We start from the raw sequence: 14,830 nt of genomic DNA on the forward strand, positions 1-14,830 counted from the left end.
ATTTCACCTTCAAGCTTCATTCATTTTAGAATTCCCTCCTATCTTGCGGTTCCCGGAATATTGTTTACAAACACATGCACTTATTTAAAAATAGAAAAAGATCTCCTTCCCTCTCCGTAGAGGAGTTTAAAACAATTAAGAGATAATTAGCATAATGATAGGAACAAGTTCGGAAAAGTCCATTCCTCTAATTTATAGTTGTCTTTATAATATTATTATCCTCAAAACCCTAATAAGCAGATTATTGGAATCAATAAAATCAGCAACATACTAGAGGGCTCTTTTTCTTTCAAGTCCCTGAACATCTTTCAAACAGGAATGCTGCCACGATAGCCATCCATGCTTTGGACGTAAAAATAGACCATCGAAATGATGGTCTTGTTTAACTAAAGCACCCGTTAGTTTAATAAGAAAAGAGACGCTTGTTAAACAATCGCTCCCGTTAACGGAATTGTGAAAAGCATCTTAATATGAGTATACTTTTAACAAGAAATCCTTTTGTGACTAACATCTTAGCAAACTATATGAACCTTACGAAGATATAACGCATTTCTTATCATAACAATGCGCCCAATTTTCTTACCTATTTTTCCCCCATCAATTTATACCATTTCTTAAAAATAAACCTGCTTAATTCAACCCAAACCCAGCTATATGCAAAAGAAAAAATGTAAATAAACCCCATAACCTTTAATGAAAGAGATGTACTAGCGATAGGTCCTAAAACAGGGAAATGGACAATATATAGAAGAAAACAAATTCCACTCATTAATAATACAGACGTAAAAACTATAATGTAAATTCGTCTTTTTAAAATAAGAAGAGCTATTCCAATTCCTAAACCTACTATCCCTGTTGTAAACGGGAAAACAAAAGATTCGCTAGGTTGAATCAGAGTCAGTAAAAAAAACGTTAAAACGTAACTTTGAAGTCCAAAGGGGATTGATATAATAGTACAAATCAAGATAGGGAGAGTGGCAAAAGGACTGATTAAATAACCAATCCCTGGGAGAAAGTTTCCGGTTGACTGCAGGATAGCTGCAAGTGCTGAAAAAATGGCGGCTAATACGAGCTTTTTAGAATAAGAAAACGTTTTAAAATAATGGTGGAGCTTGTATGATTCATGTGATAAAACGCTAAACAATTCATGAGTTCCCCCTTCTCTTCTTACAACACATAAGCTTTATCCTTTTCGGTACAAAAGAAACTTCACACAAATCGCATTTATATATCCAATAGCCATCATTACATCACTTATACCTACTAATATCACTAAAAAAGAATAGAAAAATAATCATATTTCGAGTGGTAATTCAGAGTATACAGCAGTCATTTCAATTGAATACAACTACTCAGTTCCTCCATATTGGATTCAGGTTTTAGTTAAGACGATATCCATACTATTTATTGACTGAAGACAAAGAAGAGATTGTTCTATATATGTTTATATTATTAAGTATATTCCCGAAATTTCCCGGGGCCTAGTTTGATACTAATAGAACAGTTCTAATCATATTCTTATAAAAAAACAATAAGAAGGAGCATCAAGTTAATTGTTAAATGTAAAGGTTAGTTTACGACCCATGGTAAGTAAAATAAATTTACCCACTGTTTTAAAAACAGCAATACTTCCGGGTGACTCAATTGAAAGATTATTTATTGCAACCCAGGTAGGAGAGATCTTTTACATTGGAAACGGAGTTATAAGGACTTTTTTAGATATTCGCCCGCGAATCATAAAACTAGGGGTTTCTGGTGGTGGATATGATGAACGAGGATTGATAGGGCTAGCGTTTCATCCCGAATTTCATTATAACGGTCTGTTTTATCTTCATTATTCTGTAGCTGGTACACAAGGTCCAAGTGCTCTTCCTAATTCAGAAGCTGCAGGACGAGGCCAAGATGGTCTTCCTGAATTTTTTCAGCCTAATCCATGTGACCCCAGAACCTTAAACCTAAAGTGGATTAATAGAGAAACTCAATTTGATCATATTGATACTGTTGAGGAATGGATTTTACAATCGAATGGTCAACCTCAAAAACGGCGGGCATTACTTAATTTAAGAAGACCATTTTTTAATCATAATGGTGTCAATAGCTTAAACTTTTCACCTGAAACAGGAAAACTTGTTTTAACAACCGGAGATGGTGGATCAGGCTATGATCCATTTAATTTAAGTCAGGATGATATGGAAATCGCGGGTAAAATAATTGAAATTGATGTAGCTAATAATACATTTATCGGTAATCCACCCGTAGTCACACGTTTTAATGAACTTCCCGTACCTATTCAGGAAACACTAACGGTAATTGCAAAAGGGGTTCGTAATATACCTGGTATTTCATTTCATAGGTTTTATAATCAGTATATCAAATATGTGGGAAATGTCGGCCAGGATTTAGTAGAGTCGATTTTTTCATTCGTTCATTATAAACCAATACCGCTTACTCAACTTATTCAAGCTTCTTTAATGAAATCTGAAACTGAAAAAGAAGGATTTATTAACTTTGGCTGGCGAGGATGGGAAGGTACTTTTCCTACTTCGATTATAAGGGGCTGCTCTGCCAATCCGACTTTGGAAGAGAAAACAATTGCTTATTACAATGATACAGTAAAAAATTCATTCAGGCGTCTTCAACCTTTAACTAGTTATTTTCATAAAGATCCACGACCCGATAAGTTTGGAGGAACTGCACTTACAGGAGTGCAAGCCTATTTGGGGAATGGAATCCCCGATTTAACGGGCAGCGTTGTGTTTACCGATTTTGCCCGGGATGAAGGATCTCAACCACCGGTTAGAGGGGTTTTAGCTTATACTAGGGTAAGAACAGATGGTAAACCAAATGATTTTAGTGTTATTCAAACCGATTATAATTTTGGTTCTCAATCAGCTTATTATGTTAGCTTAGGAACGAATCTGGATCAAACTAGACTATATTTAGGGGTTTATGGCTCTATGAATGTGACTGATTTTAACCAAGGTACTGTTTTTGAAATTGTTCCATGATTCATAACTATAAAATTCGACTTAATACCAGATAAATCTCTTTCCTAGATTTAATTGAACCGAAATTTAAAACAAGATTTAGGGATATATGGAATTACGATAATGATTAACCATCCATTTGTCTCTCCCATAATTGCTCCCAGTACCCACCACGAACCATTAAGCCTAATAGAAGAGATTTAAAGACATATGTTGAAAATAACTAAGTTTTAAAGTTCCTCTTTAACCCTTATATAACCATGAATATAAGAATCCATTTTGAAAAAAGATTGTTCAAAATGGATTCTTTCGTTGTGATTTAGTATTCATTCTCCATAAAAAAACTTGTTTTTTATTGTTCCTTCTTCAACTAAAGCTCCCGTTAGTTGAAGAAGAAATTAATTAACTTGATCTCTAGAATGAACATCATAAAAGTTGTTTGTTCCATTTTTCCTTTGTGTAAAAGTTTTTAAATCTAAAAAACAAGAATATAGCCCGAACTAACAAGTCAATGGCTATAGATAACCAGACCCCTGCTATTCCCATTTCAAGTTGGATTCCTAAAATATATACTCCTAACACACGGATAAACCACATTCCAATCGCAGTACTATACATCGGACTTTTTGTGTCTCCCATCCCTTGTAATGCACCAGCTAATATTAAACCTACTGCTAAAGCAGGTTGTGCAAAAGCATCTATTCTAAGTGCTGTTACAACCATATCAGTAGCTACCTTATCATTCGTGAACCATGTGGCCATCCATGGAGATAGGAAGAATAAAAATAACCCTCCAAAAGACATTATTATGATTCCGATCCACGTTGTTAATAAACCAAACTGGTAAGCTTCCTTATGACGATTTGCCCCAATACTCTGCCCAACTAAAGTCGTTGCCGCTATTGCCAGACCATAACCAGGCATATATGAAAACATTTCTATATTACCTGCTATCAAATGAGCAGCATACGTTTCAGTCCCGATTCGAACGATGAGTCCAAAGTATAGCACCTGTCCTAACCGCATAATAAGTCGTTCAGCAGCAGCAGGAGTAGATAAATTTAAAATTGGAGATATATATTGAGTATCTTTGAATGTATTCTCAAAAAGAGAGAAACTGAGTTTTGATTTTCTTATGGAACGATATAAGGCAATTGTCCCTAATATCCGTACTATAACTGTTGCGATCGCTGCCCCTGCCACACCTAAGCCAGAGAAATTTAAAATGCCAAATATTAAGACATAATCTAAGCCAATATGGATGACGTTAATCCAAACACTTACTTTCATAGGAGTTTTCGTATCCCCGGCAGCCCTAAGAATGCTTCCAAAGATAAACATGAGTGAAATGAAAACAGAAGGTACAGCTACAATACGGAAATAGGTTATACCATCTTTTAGTACTTGTGGGTCTGCACCCATAATCTTTAGAAGTGGTTCTGCAAAAAAGTAAGAAATTATTCCAAATAAGATTCCGCTGATTATTGAAATCCATGTAGATTGTTTTGCAATTGACTTAGCCTTAGCAAAATCTCCAGAACCTACACTTCGTGCGATGAGAGAAGAAGTCCCTACACCAATTGCCATGAAGATAGCTATATAAACCGCAATAATAGTGTTTGCAATACCAACAGCTGTAACTTCATTCAATCCTAACCGAGCAACAAAAAGTGTATCCACGAAACCAACCACAGTCTGCAATACATTTTCGATTATCGCTGGAATAGCTAAAGATAAAATAATCCATACCTTCTGTTTGGTTGATTGATCTTGAACCGTGCCATTTGAGGACATTTGCCGTCACTTCCTTAATAAATTTAAAAAGAATAATAGAAATATAGCTTTTAGGGACTGTTTATCAGAGTCTTTTCCCAACTATCCTGCCTTGTTAGTTATTTTAGCTATTTCTCATTTGCATTTCTTTTTAATGGAATCAACCTGCTGCGTTTGTTCAACTAAAGCACCTGTTAGTTGAATAAGGTCATTTCTTTTTGCGTAGTTCTAATCCCAATAATTAAAGATAATGTCTCCAATTATTTCAGGCTTCAAATAAGCTATTTGTTTCAATTCATCACTATTAAATTCATTGTCATTTTGTACAATTCTCTTTTTAGAATCTAACCTTAGTATTACAGGTGCATTCAGTTCCTTTGTATCCAGAACATTATAGAAAGGGCTAAACTGTTTAAATAACTCAGGTTCATCAATAAAAATAATCTTTCCATATTCCACATCAATAGCAAAAGCCATAAATGGATAATGTACATTAAGTAATATATGCAAATGTTTATTAAAAATTTTAGCTTCAACATCAAAAAAATTAGCGGTTACCTGTGGTTCTTTAAAATCCAACACATCTCCACCAATACTGCTAATAATACTAAAACATTTCTGTTTAAATTGTTTTTCATCAATTGTTGGTAGTTTATTATGTTCTGCACTATAAAATCCAGTTACTCCATTAGGAAGCTTCATTAAGTAACCTCCGTCATTTAAATTTTTTATAGCCTATATTCTCTATTCCCTATTGAACTAACCTGCCCCGTTAGTTGAAGAAGGAACTTTTTCAATTGCAATTTTAATATATAACTACATAATTAAAGATTGGTATAATAGTTATAAAATTTCATATTTTAAACTAAGTCTAAATATGAATGAAAGAGGTAGAAGTATGGATCTATGGATAAATGTTCAAACTCTTATTTGGTTGTTTCCTATTTTATTTATTTTTCATGACTTCGAAGAAATTATAATGGTAGAAAATTGGCTAAATAAGAATAGACACGAAGTTTATAAAAGATTACCCAAAAAATTAGCCGAACGAGTAGTTAAACAATTTTCCATGTCCACTGCACAATTTGCTTTTGCAGTATTAATTATATTTTTATTTGTTAGCATTTCTACAATTATGGCCAATCAATACTTAACTCACGGAGCATTTGCTAATATCTATCTTTTTACAGCAGTAACATTAACTTTTTTCATCCATGCATTTACCCATATTGGACAAGCAATATTTTTCCGTTCCATAACTCCAGGAGCCATAACGTCGTTAATAATCATTCTTCCATACAGTTTAATGTTATATAAAGCTTTGTTAGTAAATGAAGTCATAACGTGGAAGATTATTATTATAAGTCTACCTTTTGGTTTTTTTATAATTCCTCTTGTTTTATTTGCTCATTGGTTAGGGAAAAAAGTTATATAAAANATAAAATATATAATCATTATAAATTGAATTAATTTTTAAAAGTCACCTTAGATGGTTTTTAAATTTAGAAAAATTTGATTGCTAAAATCTACTTTTTGTTTTGGGGGTAAAAATAGACCATCAAAATGATGGTCTTGTTTCACTAAAGTACCCGTTAGTTGAACTTGAACATCAACTAACTTATTTCATTTACAATTCACTTTATCTTTTTATCATCTTTAAATTATCTAGAGGTAAAAATACAGTTTTTGCGGTACCCAATATTTTATCCTTCGAAACAAATCCAACACTCGGATCTCTGCTATCTGTGCTGTTACGACGATTATCTCCTAGTACAAAAAAGTATCCATCTGGCACAGTTAATTCACCTAAATATTCTTCTAATGTAAAGTCTCCTGTAAGTGTACCATTGTCTATCAAAGCTTTTTTATATTCCTCTAAGTAGGGTTCTTCGTACCTCTCACCGTTAATAAAAAGTTCATCGTTTTCATAAGCGATGTGGTCACCAGGAATACCAATAATACGTTTGATATAATTAGTATCTTCTTTTGCTTCAAATACAATCACATCAAATCTTTCATACTCCATCAATTTTGGTCCAATTTTATCCACTACTACTCTGTCACCATTTTCAAATGTGGGCATCATAGAAGCACCGTCAACTACAATAGGTGTAAATAGGAAAAATCGAATACCACATGCAAATAAAATAGCAATTCCTATTGTTTTTGCCCATTCCAATAATTCATTTTTTTCTTTTGCTTTTTTCACGCTCAACACCTCTTTCTCTTTTAAACAATTAGCATTTACTTGAATAACTCATCAAATTAGCTTATTCTACCTCCCTTTAATAATACCTGCTAGTTAAACTAAACTGCTGCGTTAGTTCAATATTAAAAAATGAGCTGTCTAAAGCAACTCGTGTTCTTCAGTTAAAGCACCCATTAGTAGAATAAGACCTTCTTAATCGTTATTAAACTCTTTTAAATCCGCTATTTTGTATTGTTTTTCTTCTTGTTCATTATTATTGTCAGTCCACGAAACTGTAAGCTTTGCATCACTAAACGCTTTCTTAATATCCTCTTCAGATAATCCTTTTGCGTAATAAACAAGTTTATATTGATATTCCGCAAAGTTTTGAGATGCATTATCTTGTGATGAAGCACTTCCATACCAATAACGGTCAATTTCATCTATGCTATTTAGCGTTTTTCTCCAATCTTCAAAACTCTCAATTTGTCGATTAGTCACAGCATCTGTGTGTTTCATATTAAATGTATATTCAAGTACCTTAAAATCTTCTTGTTTTGGTTCAATTAAATCTTTAGTGGCACCAACTTTACTGTATTCATCACCACTGATTGAAGAAACTTTTACTTCAATTTCTATTAAAGGTTCTTCATTATTACAGGCTGTTAATAATAGAAAAAAGAAACATACGAATAACAAACTTAATTTTTTCATACTTACACCCCCTCAAATACATCTATTTCAGTATTATTTTATTTAACTATTCGACATAAAAAAACAATACCTAATGATGGTCTTGTTTAACTTAAAGCACCCGTTAGTTGAATAAGAAAAGTGAAGCTTATTCCACAATTTCGCCTGATTCAGGAATAAATTATCGCTGCATAATTAGAGAATTAAGTGGTGTGTCGCTCCGATAATAAACATACAAAAGCCGATTAATGAAAGTAATATCCCCAAGTAGAAAGGCCAAGGATTATCTTCTTTTTCTTTATCAAAAGTAAATAGGGTCACTATGCAAAAGATAAGAGTAATAACGGGAATAAAGCCGTATTGCGGTCCGAAAGTGAATGCAATTCCACCCAAAATCAATCCTATAAGCCCATAGGGATTTTGAGTTGAAACTCTGTGTATGTATTCTTCTTCTTTATAGGATAGATCTTCCATTTTATCTCCCCATAAATCGATTTCTTTCATTCTGTTTAGGAATTCAATTATTTTTTTAAATGTTTTCATACATTGCCCCTAACTGCACCGATAGTTGATCACAATTTATACAACACTCTTAAACTAACCTACTTCTTTACTTGAATACGTTTGAAACGAATCGAGGTTCCATTTTTAAATTAATTTTCCATTTGCTTGTTAAACTAAACTGCTTCGTTAGTTCAATAAGAAAAAGAGTTGCCTAAGCAACCCATGTTCTTTAACTATAGCACCTGTTAGAGTTACCCCTGACGTAACTTCTTAAGGAACATTATTTGAAACAGATTTTATTAATCAAAAATACTAAAAACTAAATTTAGTTATCACCTTTATTAATTTCTTTTAATACTTTCGCAGGTACTCCTGCAACAACCACATTTTCTGGAACATCCTTAGTAACCACTGCTCCTGCAGCCACAACAGAATTGTCCCCTATTGTAACACCCGGTAGAATTGTTGCGTTTGAACCAACCCATACATTTTCGCCAATTATAACTGATGAGGGATATGTTGTGTTTCTTGTTTCTAATGATAACCCATGATTAAGTGTAGCAATCGTGACATTCATACCTAACATTGATCCATTTCCAATACTAATTCCACCTCTATCTTGGAAAGAACACCCTGTATTAAAAAAGACATTTTTTCCAATCGTGATATTTTTACCGAAGTCTGTATAAAATGGAGGGAAACACATAAAAGTGGAATCAACTTGGTTACTTGTCAGTTCGCTAAAAATCTCCACTATTTCTTCTTTGGAATGATATGATGTATTCAATTTCATAGTAATCCTTTGGGCTTCATAACTACACTTGGTTAAAAGAACGTGAAGTTCCTTATCCTCACCTGAAATTGGATTGCCTTTCTTACAAAAAACTATAAAATCTTTCATGTCCATTATTAAAAACCACCTATCTTTATTTTCAAAGCAATTTAACACTAAAAATTGTTTGGTTATCTTTTGACTTATTCCAACCTTGAAGCAACTAATATAAAAGGATGTCCCAAAGTAATACTTTTAGAACATCCTCGTGAATAAAGAAAAATTATTAATTTACGCAAATTACATTGTGCTGATGTCAATAACGAATCGATACTTCACATCGGAAGCTAATAAGCGTTCGTATGCGTAGTCGATTTGATCGGCCGAAATAACCTCAATTTGAGGAACAATGTTATGCTTTGCACAGAAGTCTAACATTTCCTGAGTCTCGCGGATTCCTCCGATCATCGAACCAGCAAAGGAACGGCGATGACCGATTAAGTTAATGACGCTTAGTGATAACGGTTCAGCAGGAGCACCCACGTTTACTAACGTGCCATCAAGATTTAGCATTCCTAAATAAGCATCCAAGTTAATCTTTGCACTTACAGTATTAATAATTAAGTCAAAAGTTCCAGAAAGTTTCTCGAATGTTTCTGGCTCATTTGTTGCATAGTAACTGTCAGCACCTAATTTCTGACCATCGTCTTTTTTCTTCATTGTCTGAGAAAGCACAGTGACGTCTGCACCCATAGCATGTGCAATTTGAACAGCCATATGGCCAAGACCGCCCAAACCAACAACCGCTACTTTTTTACCTGGACCAGCCCCCCAGTGATTTAGCGGTGAATATGTCGTAATACCTGCACAAAGTAATGGAGCTGCAGCGTCTAGTTTAATACTATCAGGAATTCTGAGCACAAAATCTTCCTGTACAACAATGTGTGTAGAATAGCCCCCTTGAGTAGGTTCGCCGTATTTATCAACACCAGCGTATGTTTGGATATTTCCTTTGAGACAGTATTGTTCTTCTCCTTTTTTGCAGTTCTCACATTTACCACAGGAGTCAACCATACATCCGACCCCTACCCGGTCACCAACCTTGTACTTTGTGACCTCTGCACCAATATCTGTGACGATTCCCGCAATCTCATGTCCAGGTACGAGTGGATAGTTTACGGGGCCCCATTCACCATGAGCAGTATGGATGTCGGAATGGCATATGCCTGCATATTTAATTTCGATCAGAACATCATGCAAATCAAGATCACGTCGTTGAATTTCAGCCGCTCTAAAGGGTTTGTCCGGACCGTCAACAGCTCGCGCTTTAGCAGTTATCATAAGTAAAACCTCCTACGAATTTTATATTAACCAAGAGAATGGGCTTGTACTGTTTATTAATGCATAATGGATAATAATGTTCCATTCATTCATTTATCCCACCCAATTTCCCTTGCAACACTATGTTAATTCCTATAGTTAACTCTAGGTCAAGTGATTAATATAATTTTCTACTTCCCTATATGGTGTCTTTGACATCCCGCATATACCATGATAAGATGCCCACATAACCTATAGTTAACTCGAAGTCTATCTACAAAAAAGGAGATTAATGATGAAGACCTATTCTATTAGTGAAGTTGCAAACGAACTGAATCTTACAGTTTATACCTTGCGTTACTACGACAAAGAGGGACTTATGCCTTTTGTAGAACGTACACCTAGCGGAATTAGAGTTTTTAAAGAATCCGATATTGACGCCTTAAAAATAATTGAATGTTTAAAAGCCACAGGAATGCCTATTAAGGAAATTAAACAATTCATTGATTGGTGTTCTGATGGGGATTCTACATTGCAACAAAGATCTAACATGTTTTTAGAACGAAAAGCGATTGTAGAAGCACAAATGGAAGAACTAAAAAAAACAATGGAAGTCATCGAGCATAAATGCTTATATTACAGGACTGCATTAGATGCCGGAACGGAAGATATTCATATAAAAAAGATTGAAATTACTACAAACAATTAACAGAATCACCTGCAATTCACAAGTGTAGATATCAGGGAGTATTTTTATTTTACTGCTTCCTAATTTATATACTTCCTACTTACAACTTTTTTAAGATACGATGATACTTCTTACGTAAAGTATCCTTCTTCTTGAGTGGACTCTAAAGTTTGTATCTCATTTACATATTTTTTTTAATTAATCCTAATTCAACTAAACTGCTGCGTTAGTTTAAGTGTAACATTTCACACTGGATCGACTACATCTACTTGATGTTCTGAGTATAAAACAAGACCATCGATATGATGGTCTTGTTTAACTAAAGCACCCGTTAACTGTGCAAGAATGTTTCCTTGAATTATGCATAATATGCTAATAATTACTTCTCATTACGATGATAGCAGAGTTGAACAACTCCAGAGGAAAACGTTTTTGTATTAACCAATATTAGATTCAACCTCTGGTTTATATCACTGAATAGAGGGTTTCCTTTTCCCAAAATTACGGGATGAACAGATAATCTAAATTCATCAATAAGCCCTAAATTTATAAAAGTCGTAATAAGACTCGCTCCGCCATAAAGCCAAATGTCTTTCCCTGGTCTATTCTTTAATTTATTTACTTCTTCAAAAATATTATCATTTATAAATATTGCTTTATTATCAGTCTTTTTTTGCGTTCTAGATAATACATATTTCCCTTTACTATGAACTGATTTCCAAATTTCTTTTTCAGTATTAGAAACCTCATTCTCTGGAGTGTATTGTCCCCATAAATCATAGCTTTTTCTTCCATATAAAATAGTATCAATCTGATTTAAGAAATTAATGAACCCCATATCAGAGTCCATGATGCACCAGTCAACTTCCCCATTTTTCCCTTCAATAAATCCATCTAAAGTAACCGCTAAATCTAAAATTATTCTTCTTTGATTTCCGTTATTGGACATAGTTTTCCCTCCTTTATATTGTTTTTCTGCCAGACTTGCTTCATATGTCAGACCTTAGTTATCAGCGTAAAGTTCTAATGTATTTAACTAACCTGCTGCGTTATTTTAAGTGTAACATTTCACACCGGATTGCCGAAATATACTTGATGTTCTGGGTATAAAAATAGACCATCGAAATGATGGTCTTGTTTAACTAAAGCACTCGTTAGTTTACTAAGAGTTTTATTTATTACTTTCACTTAATATCGTTTTTGAAAAGACCTGCAATGATTGTGATAATTCCACCTAACAATATTATAAAATAAAAAAGCATTAAAGTTGCTGTTCCTTCTAATCCTTGAAGCACTTTAGTTTCATGTAACAAAGGTAAAGATAACGGATACGTTAAAACCGATAATATCAAGACAATTCCAGTTATTATTCTATTTTTCTTATTCCTTGTAGTTAGGTATAAAGATAAACAAACAATTGCAAGTGCTAGTATTATAAAAATTGCTAATATCATTTTATAAAACCTCCTTCTTATAAACATATTTTACCACTTAAATGAAAAACCTTGTTGAACTAACCTGCTTCGTTAGTTGAACAAGGATAATACGCATTATGTTCCAGATGTGAAACAAAGATTGTTAACGTAGTTTGTTAAACTAAAGGACACCGTTACTTTAAGTGGTTCTAATCAAGAACGTCTCCCCTTTTTCATCAAATGTATGCTTAAAATCAAATGCAAAAGGTGTGGGACCATGCTGAATATAATAGTTGTATCTCTTGAATGCTTCCTCCCAAGAGACATCCGTCATCTTTTCTGTCCACCAAACTACATATGAAAGATGTTTTTCTGGATATGTCTCAATCCATCTGTTTCTATCTCGTACTGCTTGCAAATGCTTGCCTGAATAGGAAAAGCGATATAAGGATTGAAGGTCTCTCCATACTGTTAGTGTAAGAATGGGAGATCCATTACCCTTTATGGTTTCTTCAGAGATAGTGACTCCCTCAGGTGAAAAAGCCTCTATTAGTCCTGATCTATTTGCCTGACGATATACTTCATTTCCAACTTGAAAAAATTCACGAGAGGCAGGGTGATCATAAGGGTGGTAAAGCCTACCAATAGTATAAATTGAAACTAATGCCATAAAGAGCCCTCCATCAATAGTCTTTACCAATATATATTCAAATTGTAAGTAAAAAATCCTTCTTCTACTAACCTGATTCGTTAGATGAAAAAGGATATACATATTATGTACCGAATCTGAACCAAAGATTTTTGGCTTAGCTTGTTAAACTAAAGCACCCGTTAGTTGAAGAAGAATAATTAAAATATATTCCTAATATCTTCCCAACCATATACAAGTTCGGAAAATTTCTTTCCTCCAATCTCCACTTCAACAGTATCTATTTTTCTACGTCCAAGTGATTCATAAATCAGACGAGAAATATTATCTTTTAAGACAAGAACAAGCATAGAGTTTAATCCCATTCCTTTAATTTCATCTATGACTGGTTTAACAAGGGAAATTCCAATACCTTTACCTTGATACTCTTTTGAGATATAGATAGCGTATATCTCTCCATCGTACCCATTATATTTGCTGCTTCTTACTTTACCGCCTTTAGAAAAACCTAGTATTATTCCCCCATGGCTTTCTGCTACAAAAACACCTCCATTGGGAATGGAGTTGGTCCACATTTTTTCACGGCTTTCATACGAAAGACTACTTAAATATTCATCAGAAACTATGTTGGCATATGTTGTTTTCCAACTGTTGACATGTACTTTAGCTATTCCTTCCGCATCGCTTAAAATTGCTTTTCTAATTTTAATAAACCCGTTATCCATTTGTTTCACCCCTCCACATTAACAATAGGAGCTATGTCCTGACCAGCCTTGTTCTACTAAAGCACGATGTTAGTTGAATAACAATCACCTTGTCCTTTCAATCTCAAAAAAAACAATACTTAGTCAAACTGTGCGAAAATTGGTTTTAAGCAATTGGTGAGCTTTTTGTGTATTTAGAGACGTATCAAGAGATAGATAAGGGGCATCTTCTTTAGATTTTATAGTTGGGCGGAGAAGACTATTATTCCATCCAAGTTGTTCCAATCTCTTTTTATAAAACGTATAGTAGCTTTCTTTATGTATGGGTCCAGCATGCAAAATTCCATTAAATTTTATATTAGTCAATTCAATAATCATACTTGATAAATCATTAACATTTACAAAAGTTTTATACACATTTGTCCATGCATCAAATGACTGATTCTCTTTTATTTTCTCGATTATTTGTATGGTTCGTTTTTCAATACCTTGATCCCCATTATTACCATATAGTGGGCCAGTACGAAGAATCACGTGATTTGGATGTTTATTGAGAATTAGGTTTTCTCCAGTATATTTACCGTTCACATAATCAGCTAGGGCTGCTTCTTTAGGCAAGGTACCAATTCGGTCCCTTTCTTTGTAACCACCAATTCCTTCAACAAAAACCGCATCCGTTGATAGAAATATAAGTTTTGTTGCACTCTCTATTTCTGATAATAAATTTTCGAGCCCTAAATTAATTAATTTGGTTTCTTCTTCAGAACTCATAAGTGACCATATAACTACTTCTGGATTTATTTTTCTAATGGCACTTCTTATTGATTGTTTGTTTGTAACATCTACTTGCATAATATTAGAGTTCTCATGTTGAAAACGTGAGGTGCCAAACACTGTTAGATTTTTGTTCTCTGAAGCCAGTTGGAATAAATTCGAGCCCAAAAAGCCAGTTGCTCCTAATATAAGTATTCTCATAAATCTTTCCTTTTTTAGTTTATTTTATTATGTATTCTCCACAACTTAATTGTTTTCCTTCTTGAACTAACCTGCTGCGTTAGTTTAAGTGTAACATTTCACAATGGATTTCTTAGATCTACTTGATGTTTTGGATAAAGAAATAGACCATCAAACTGATGG

The 14,830-nt window shown here is 33.8% G+C and carries 16 protein-coding genes; 3 read left to right on the forward strand and 13 right to left on the reverse strand.

The window, feature by feature from the left end; translation table 11 throughout:
• Nucleotides 1–583: 583 nt before the first annotated feature.
• Entirely contained in the window at nucleotides 584–1,144 is a 561-nt protein-coding gene (locus AN959_RS09240; RefSeq protein WP_056830122.1) for a hypothetical protein, read from the reverse strand.
• A 409-nt stretch (nucleotides 1,145–1,553) separates the two neighbouring features.
• On the opposite strand from AN959_RS09240, the gene AN959_RS09245 reads away from it, so the two are divergent.
• Nucleotides 1,554–3,008: a sorbosone dehydrogenase family protein gene (locus AN959_RS09245; protein ID WP_056830124.1), complete on the forward strand. Its 1,455-nt coding sequence runs from the start codon at nucleotides 1,554–1,556 to the stop codon at nucleotides 3,006–3,008.
• A 405-nt stretch (nucleotides 3,009–3,413) separates the two neighbouring features.
• Here AN959_RS09245 and AN959_RS09250 read toward each other — a convergent pair whose 3' ends face one another.
• Complete coding sequence (locus tag AN959_RS09250) at nucleotides 3,414–4,781, reverse strand: MATE family efflux transporter (RefSeq protein WP_056830126.1); 1,368 nt, start codon at nucleotides 4,779–4,781, stop codon at nucleotides 3,414–3,416.
• A gap of 207 nt (nucleotides 4,782–4,988) precedes the next feature.
• The gene (locus AN959_RS09255; RefSeq protein ID WP_056830128.1) at nucleotides 4,989–5,462 is read right to left on the reverse strand and encodes a hypothetical protein; all 474 of its coding nucleotides are present in this window, start codon (nucleotides 5,460–5,462) and stop codon (nucleotides 4,989–4,991) included.
• 196 nt (nucleotides 5,463–5,658) lie between these two features.
• Here AN959_RS09255 and AN959_RS09260 point away from each other — a divergent pair, with 196 nt between their 5' ends.
• A complete protein-coding gene (locus AN959_RS09260) occupies nucleotides 5,659–6,195 on the forward strand; it encodes an HXXEE domain-containing protein (protein WP_056830130.1) in 537 nt (178 codons plus the stop codon).
• A 204-nt stretch (nucleotides 6,196–6,399) separates the two neighbouring features.
• On the opposite strand, the gene lepB is transcribed toward AN959_RS09260, so the two are convergent.
• The 5 genes from lepB to AN959_RS09285 all read right to left on the reverse strand — a co-directional run bounded on the left by lepB (nucleotide 6,400) and on the right by AN959_RS09285 (nucleotide 10,258).
• Complete coding sequence (gene lepB / locus AN959_RS09265) at nucleotides 6,400–6,969, reverse strand: signal peptidase I (protein ID WP_056830132.1); 570 nt, start codon at nucleotides 6,967–6,969, stop codon at nucleotides 6,400–6,402.
• Nucleotides 6,970–7,161: 192 nt separating this feature from the next.
• Nucleotides 7,162–7,662, reverse strand: a complete 501-nt coding sequence (locus AN959_RS09270; RefSeq protein ID WP_056830133.1) for a hypothetical protein — start codon at nucleotides 7,660–7,662, stop codon at nucleotides 7,162–7,164.
• Between the two features lie 174 nt (nucleotides 7,663–7,836).
• Nucleotides 7,837–8,184 (reverse strand): hypothetical protein, encoded by a 348-nt coding sequence (locus AN959_RS09275; RefSeq protein ID WP_056830135.1) that lies wholly within the window; start codon nucleotides 8,182–8,184, stop codon nucleotides 7,837–7,839.
• A 286-nt stretch (nucleotides 8,185–8,470) separates the two neighbouring features.
• The gene (locus AN959_RS09280; protein WP_056830136.1) at nucleotides 8,471–9,052 is read right to left on the reverse strand and encodes a sugar O-acetyltransferase; all 582 of its coding nucleotides are present in this window, start codon (nucleotides 9,050–9,052) and stop codon (nucleotides 8,471–8,473) included.
• Between the two features lie 165 nt (nucleotides 9,053–9,217).
• Entirely contained in the window at nucleotides 9,218–10,258 is a 1,041-nt protein-coding gene (locus tag AN959_RS09285; protein ID WP_056830138.1) for an NAD(P)-dependent alcohol dehydrogenase, read from the reverse strand.
• A gap of 274 nt (nucleotides 10,259–10,532) precedes the next feature.
• On the opposite strand from AN959_RS09285, the gene AN959_RS09290 reads away from it, so the two are divergent.
• Nucleotides 10,533–10,946 (forward strand): MerR family transcriptional regulator, encoded by a 414-nt coding sequence (locus tag AN959_RS09290; protein WP_053589330.1) that lies wholly within the window; start codon nucleotides 10,533–10,535, stop codon nucleotides 10,944–10,946.
• 358 nt (nucleotides 10,947–11,304) lie between these two features.
• Here AN959_RS09290 and AN959_RS09295 read toward each other — a convergent pair whose 3' ends face one another.
• From AN959_RS09295 to AN959_RS09315, 5 genes are all read right to left on the reverse strand, one after another.
• Nucleotides 11,305–11,874, reverse strand: a complete 570-nt coding sequence (locus tag AN959_RS09295) for a dihydrofolate reductase family protein (RefSeq protein ID WP_056830140.1) — start codon at nucleotides 11,872–11,874, stop codon at nucleotides 11,305–11,307.
• 235 nt (nucleotides 11,875–12,109) lie between these two features.
• Complete coding sequence (locus tag AN959_RS09300; protein WP_056830142.1) at nucleotides 12,110–12,379, reverse strand: hypothetical protein; 270 nt, start codon at nucleotides 12,377–12,379, stop codon at nucleotides 12,110–12,112.
• Between the two features lie 160 nt (nucleotides 12,380–12,539).
• Nucleotides 12,540–13,010, reverse strand: a complete 471-nt coding sequence (locus AN959_RS09305; RefSeq protein ID WP_056830144.1) for a DUF3291 domain-containing protein — start codon at nucleotides 13,008–13,010, stop codon at nucleotides 12,540–12,542.
• A gap of 179 nt (nucleotides 13,011–13,189) precedes the next feature.
• On the reverse strand, nucleotides 13,190–13,714 hold the full coding sequence (locus AN959_RS09310; protein WP_056830146.1) for a GNAT family N-acetyltransferase: 525 nt from the start codon (nucleotides 13,712–13,714) through the stop codon (nucleotides 13,190–13,192).
• 123 nt (nucleotides 13,715–13,837) lie between these two features.
• Nucleotides 13,838–14,668 (reverse strand): sugar nucleotide-binding protein, encoded by an 831-nt coding sequence (locus tag AN959_RS09315; protein ID WP_056830148.1) that lies wholly within the window; start codon nucleotides 14,666–14,668, stop codon nucleotides 13,838–13,840.
• Nucleotides 14,669–14,830 lie beyond the last annotated feature (162 nt).

It is taken from the genome of Psychrobacillus sp. FJAT-21963, assembly GCF_001420585.1.
Classification (GTDB): Bacteria; Bacillota; Bacilli; order Bacillales_A; family Planococcaceae; genus Psychrobacillus.

Excerpts from the sequence above, each read along its gene's own strand:
- AN959_RS09250 (WP_056830126.1), bottom strand. The coding sequence starts at position 4,781 with ATGTCCTCAAATGGCACGGTTCAAGATCAATCAACCAAACAGAAGGTA.
- AN959_RS09255 (WP_056830128.1), bottom strand. The coding sequence starts at position 5,462 with ATGAAGCTTCCTAATGGAGTAACTGGATTTTATAGTGCAGAACATAAT.
- AN959_RS09260 (WP_056830130.1), top strand. The coding sequence starts at position 5,659 with ATGGATCTATGGATAAATGTTCAAACTCTTATTTGGTTGTTTCCTATT.
- AN959_RS09270 (WP_056830133.1), bottom strand. The coding sequence starts at position 7,662 with ATGAAAAAATTAAGTTTGTTATTCGTATGTTTCTTTTTTCTATTATTA.
- AN959_RS09275 (WP_056830135.1), bottom strand. The coding sequence starts at position 8,184 with ATGAAAACATTTAAAAAAATAATTGAATTCCTAAACAGAATGAAAGAA.
- AN959_RS09280 (WP_056830136.1), bottom strand. The coding sequence starts at position 9,052 with ATGGACATGAAAGATTTTATAGTTTTTTGTAAGAAAGGCAATCCAATT.
- AN959_RS09285 (WP_056830138.1), bottom strand. The coding sequence starts at position 10,258 with ATGATAACTGCTAAAGCGCGAGCTGTTGACGGTCCGGACAAACCCTTT.
- AN959_RS09290 (WP_053589330.1), top strand. The coding sequence starts at position 10,533 with ATGAAGACCTATTCTATTAGTGAAGTTGCAAACGAACTGAATCTTACA.
- AN959_RS09295 (WP_056830140.1), bottom strand. The coding sequence starts at position 11,874 with ATGTCCAATAACGGAAATCAAAGAAGAATAATTTTAGATTTAGCGGTT.
- AN959_RS09300 (WP_056830142.1), bottom strand. The coding sequence starts at position 12,379 with ATGATATTAGCAATTTTTATAATACTAGCACTTGCAATTGTTTGTTTA.
- AN959_RS09305 (WP_056830144.1), bottom strand. The coding sequence starts at position 13,010 with ATGGCATTAGTTTCAATTTATACTATTGGTAGGCTTTACCACCCTTAT.
- AN959_RS09310 (WP_056830146.1), bottom strand. The coding sequence starts at position 13,714 with ATGGATAACGGGTTTATTAAAATTAGAAAAGCAATTTTAAGCGATGCG.
- AN959_RS09315 (WP_056830148.1), bottom strand. The coding sequence starts at position 14,668 with ATGAGAATACTTATATTAGGAGCAACTGGCTTTTTGGGCTCGAATTTA.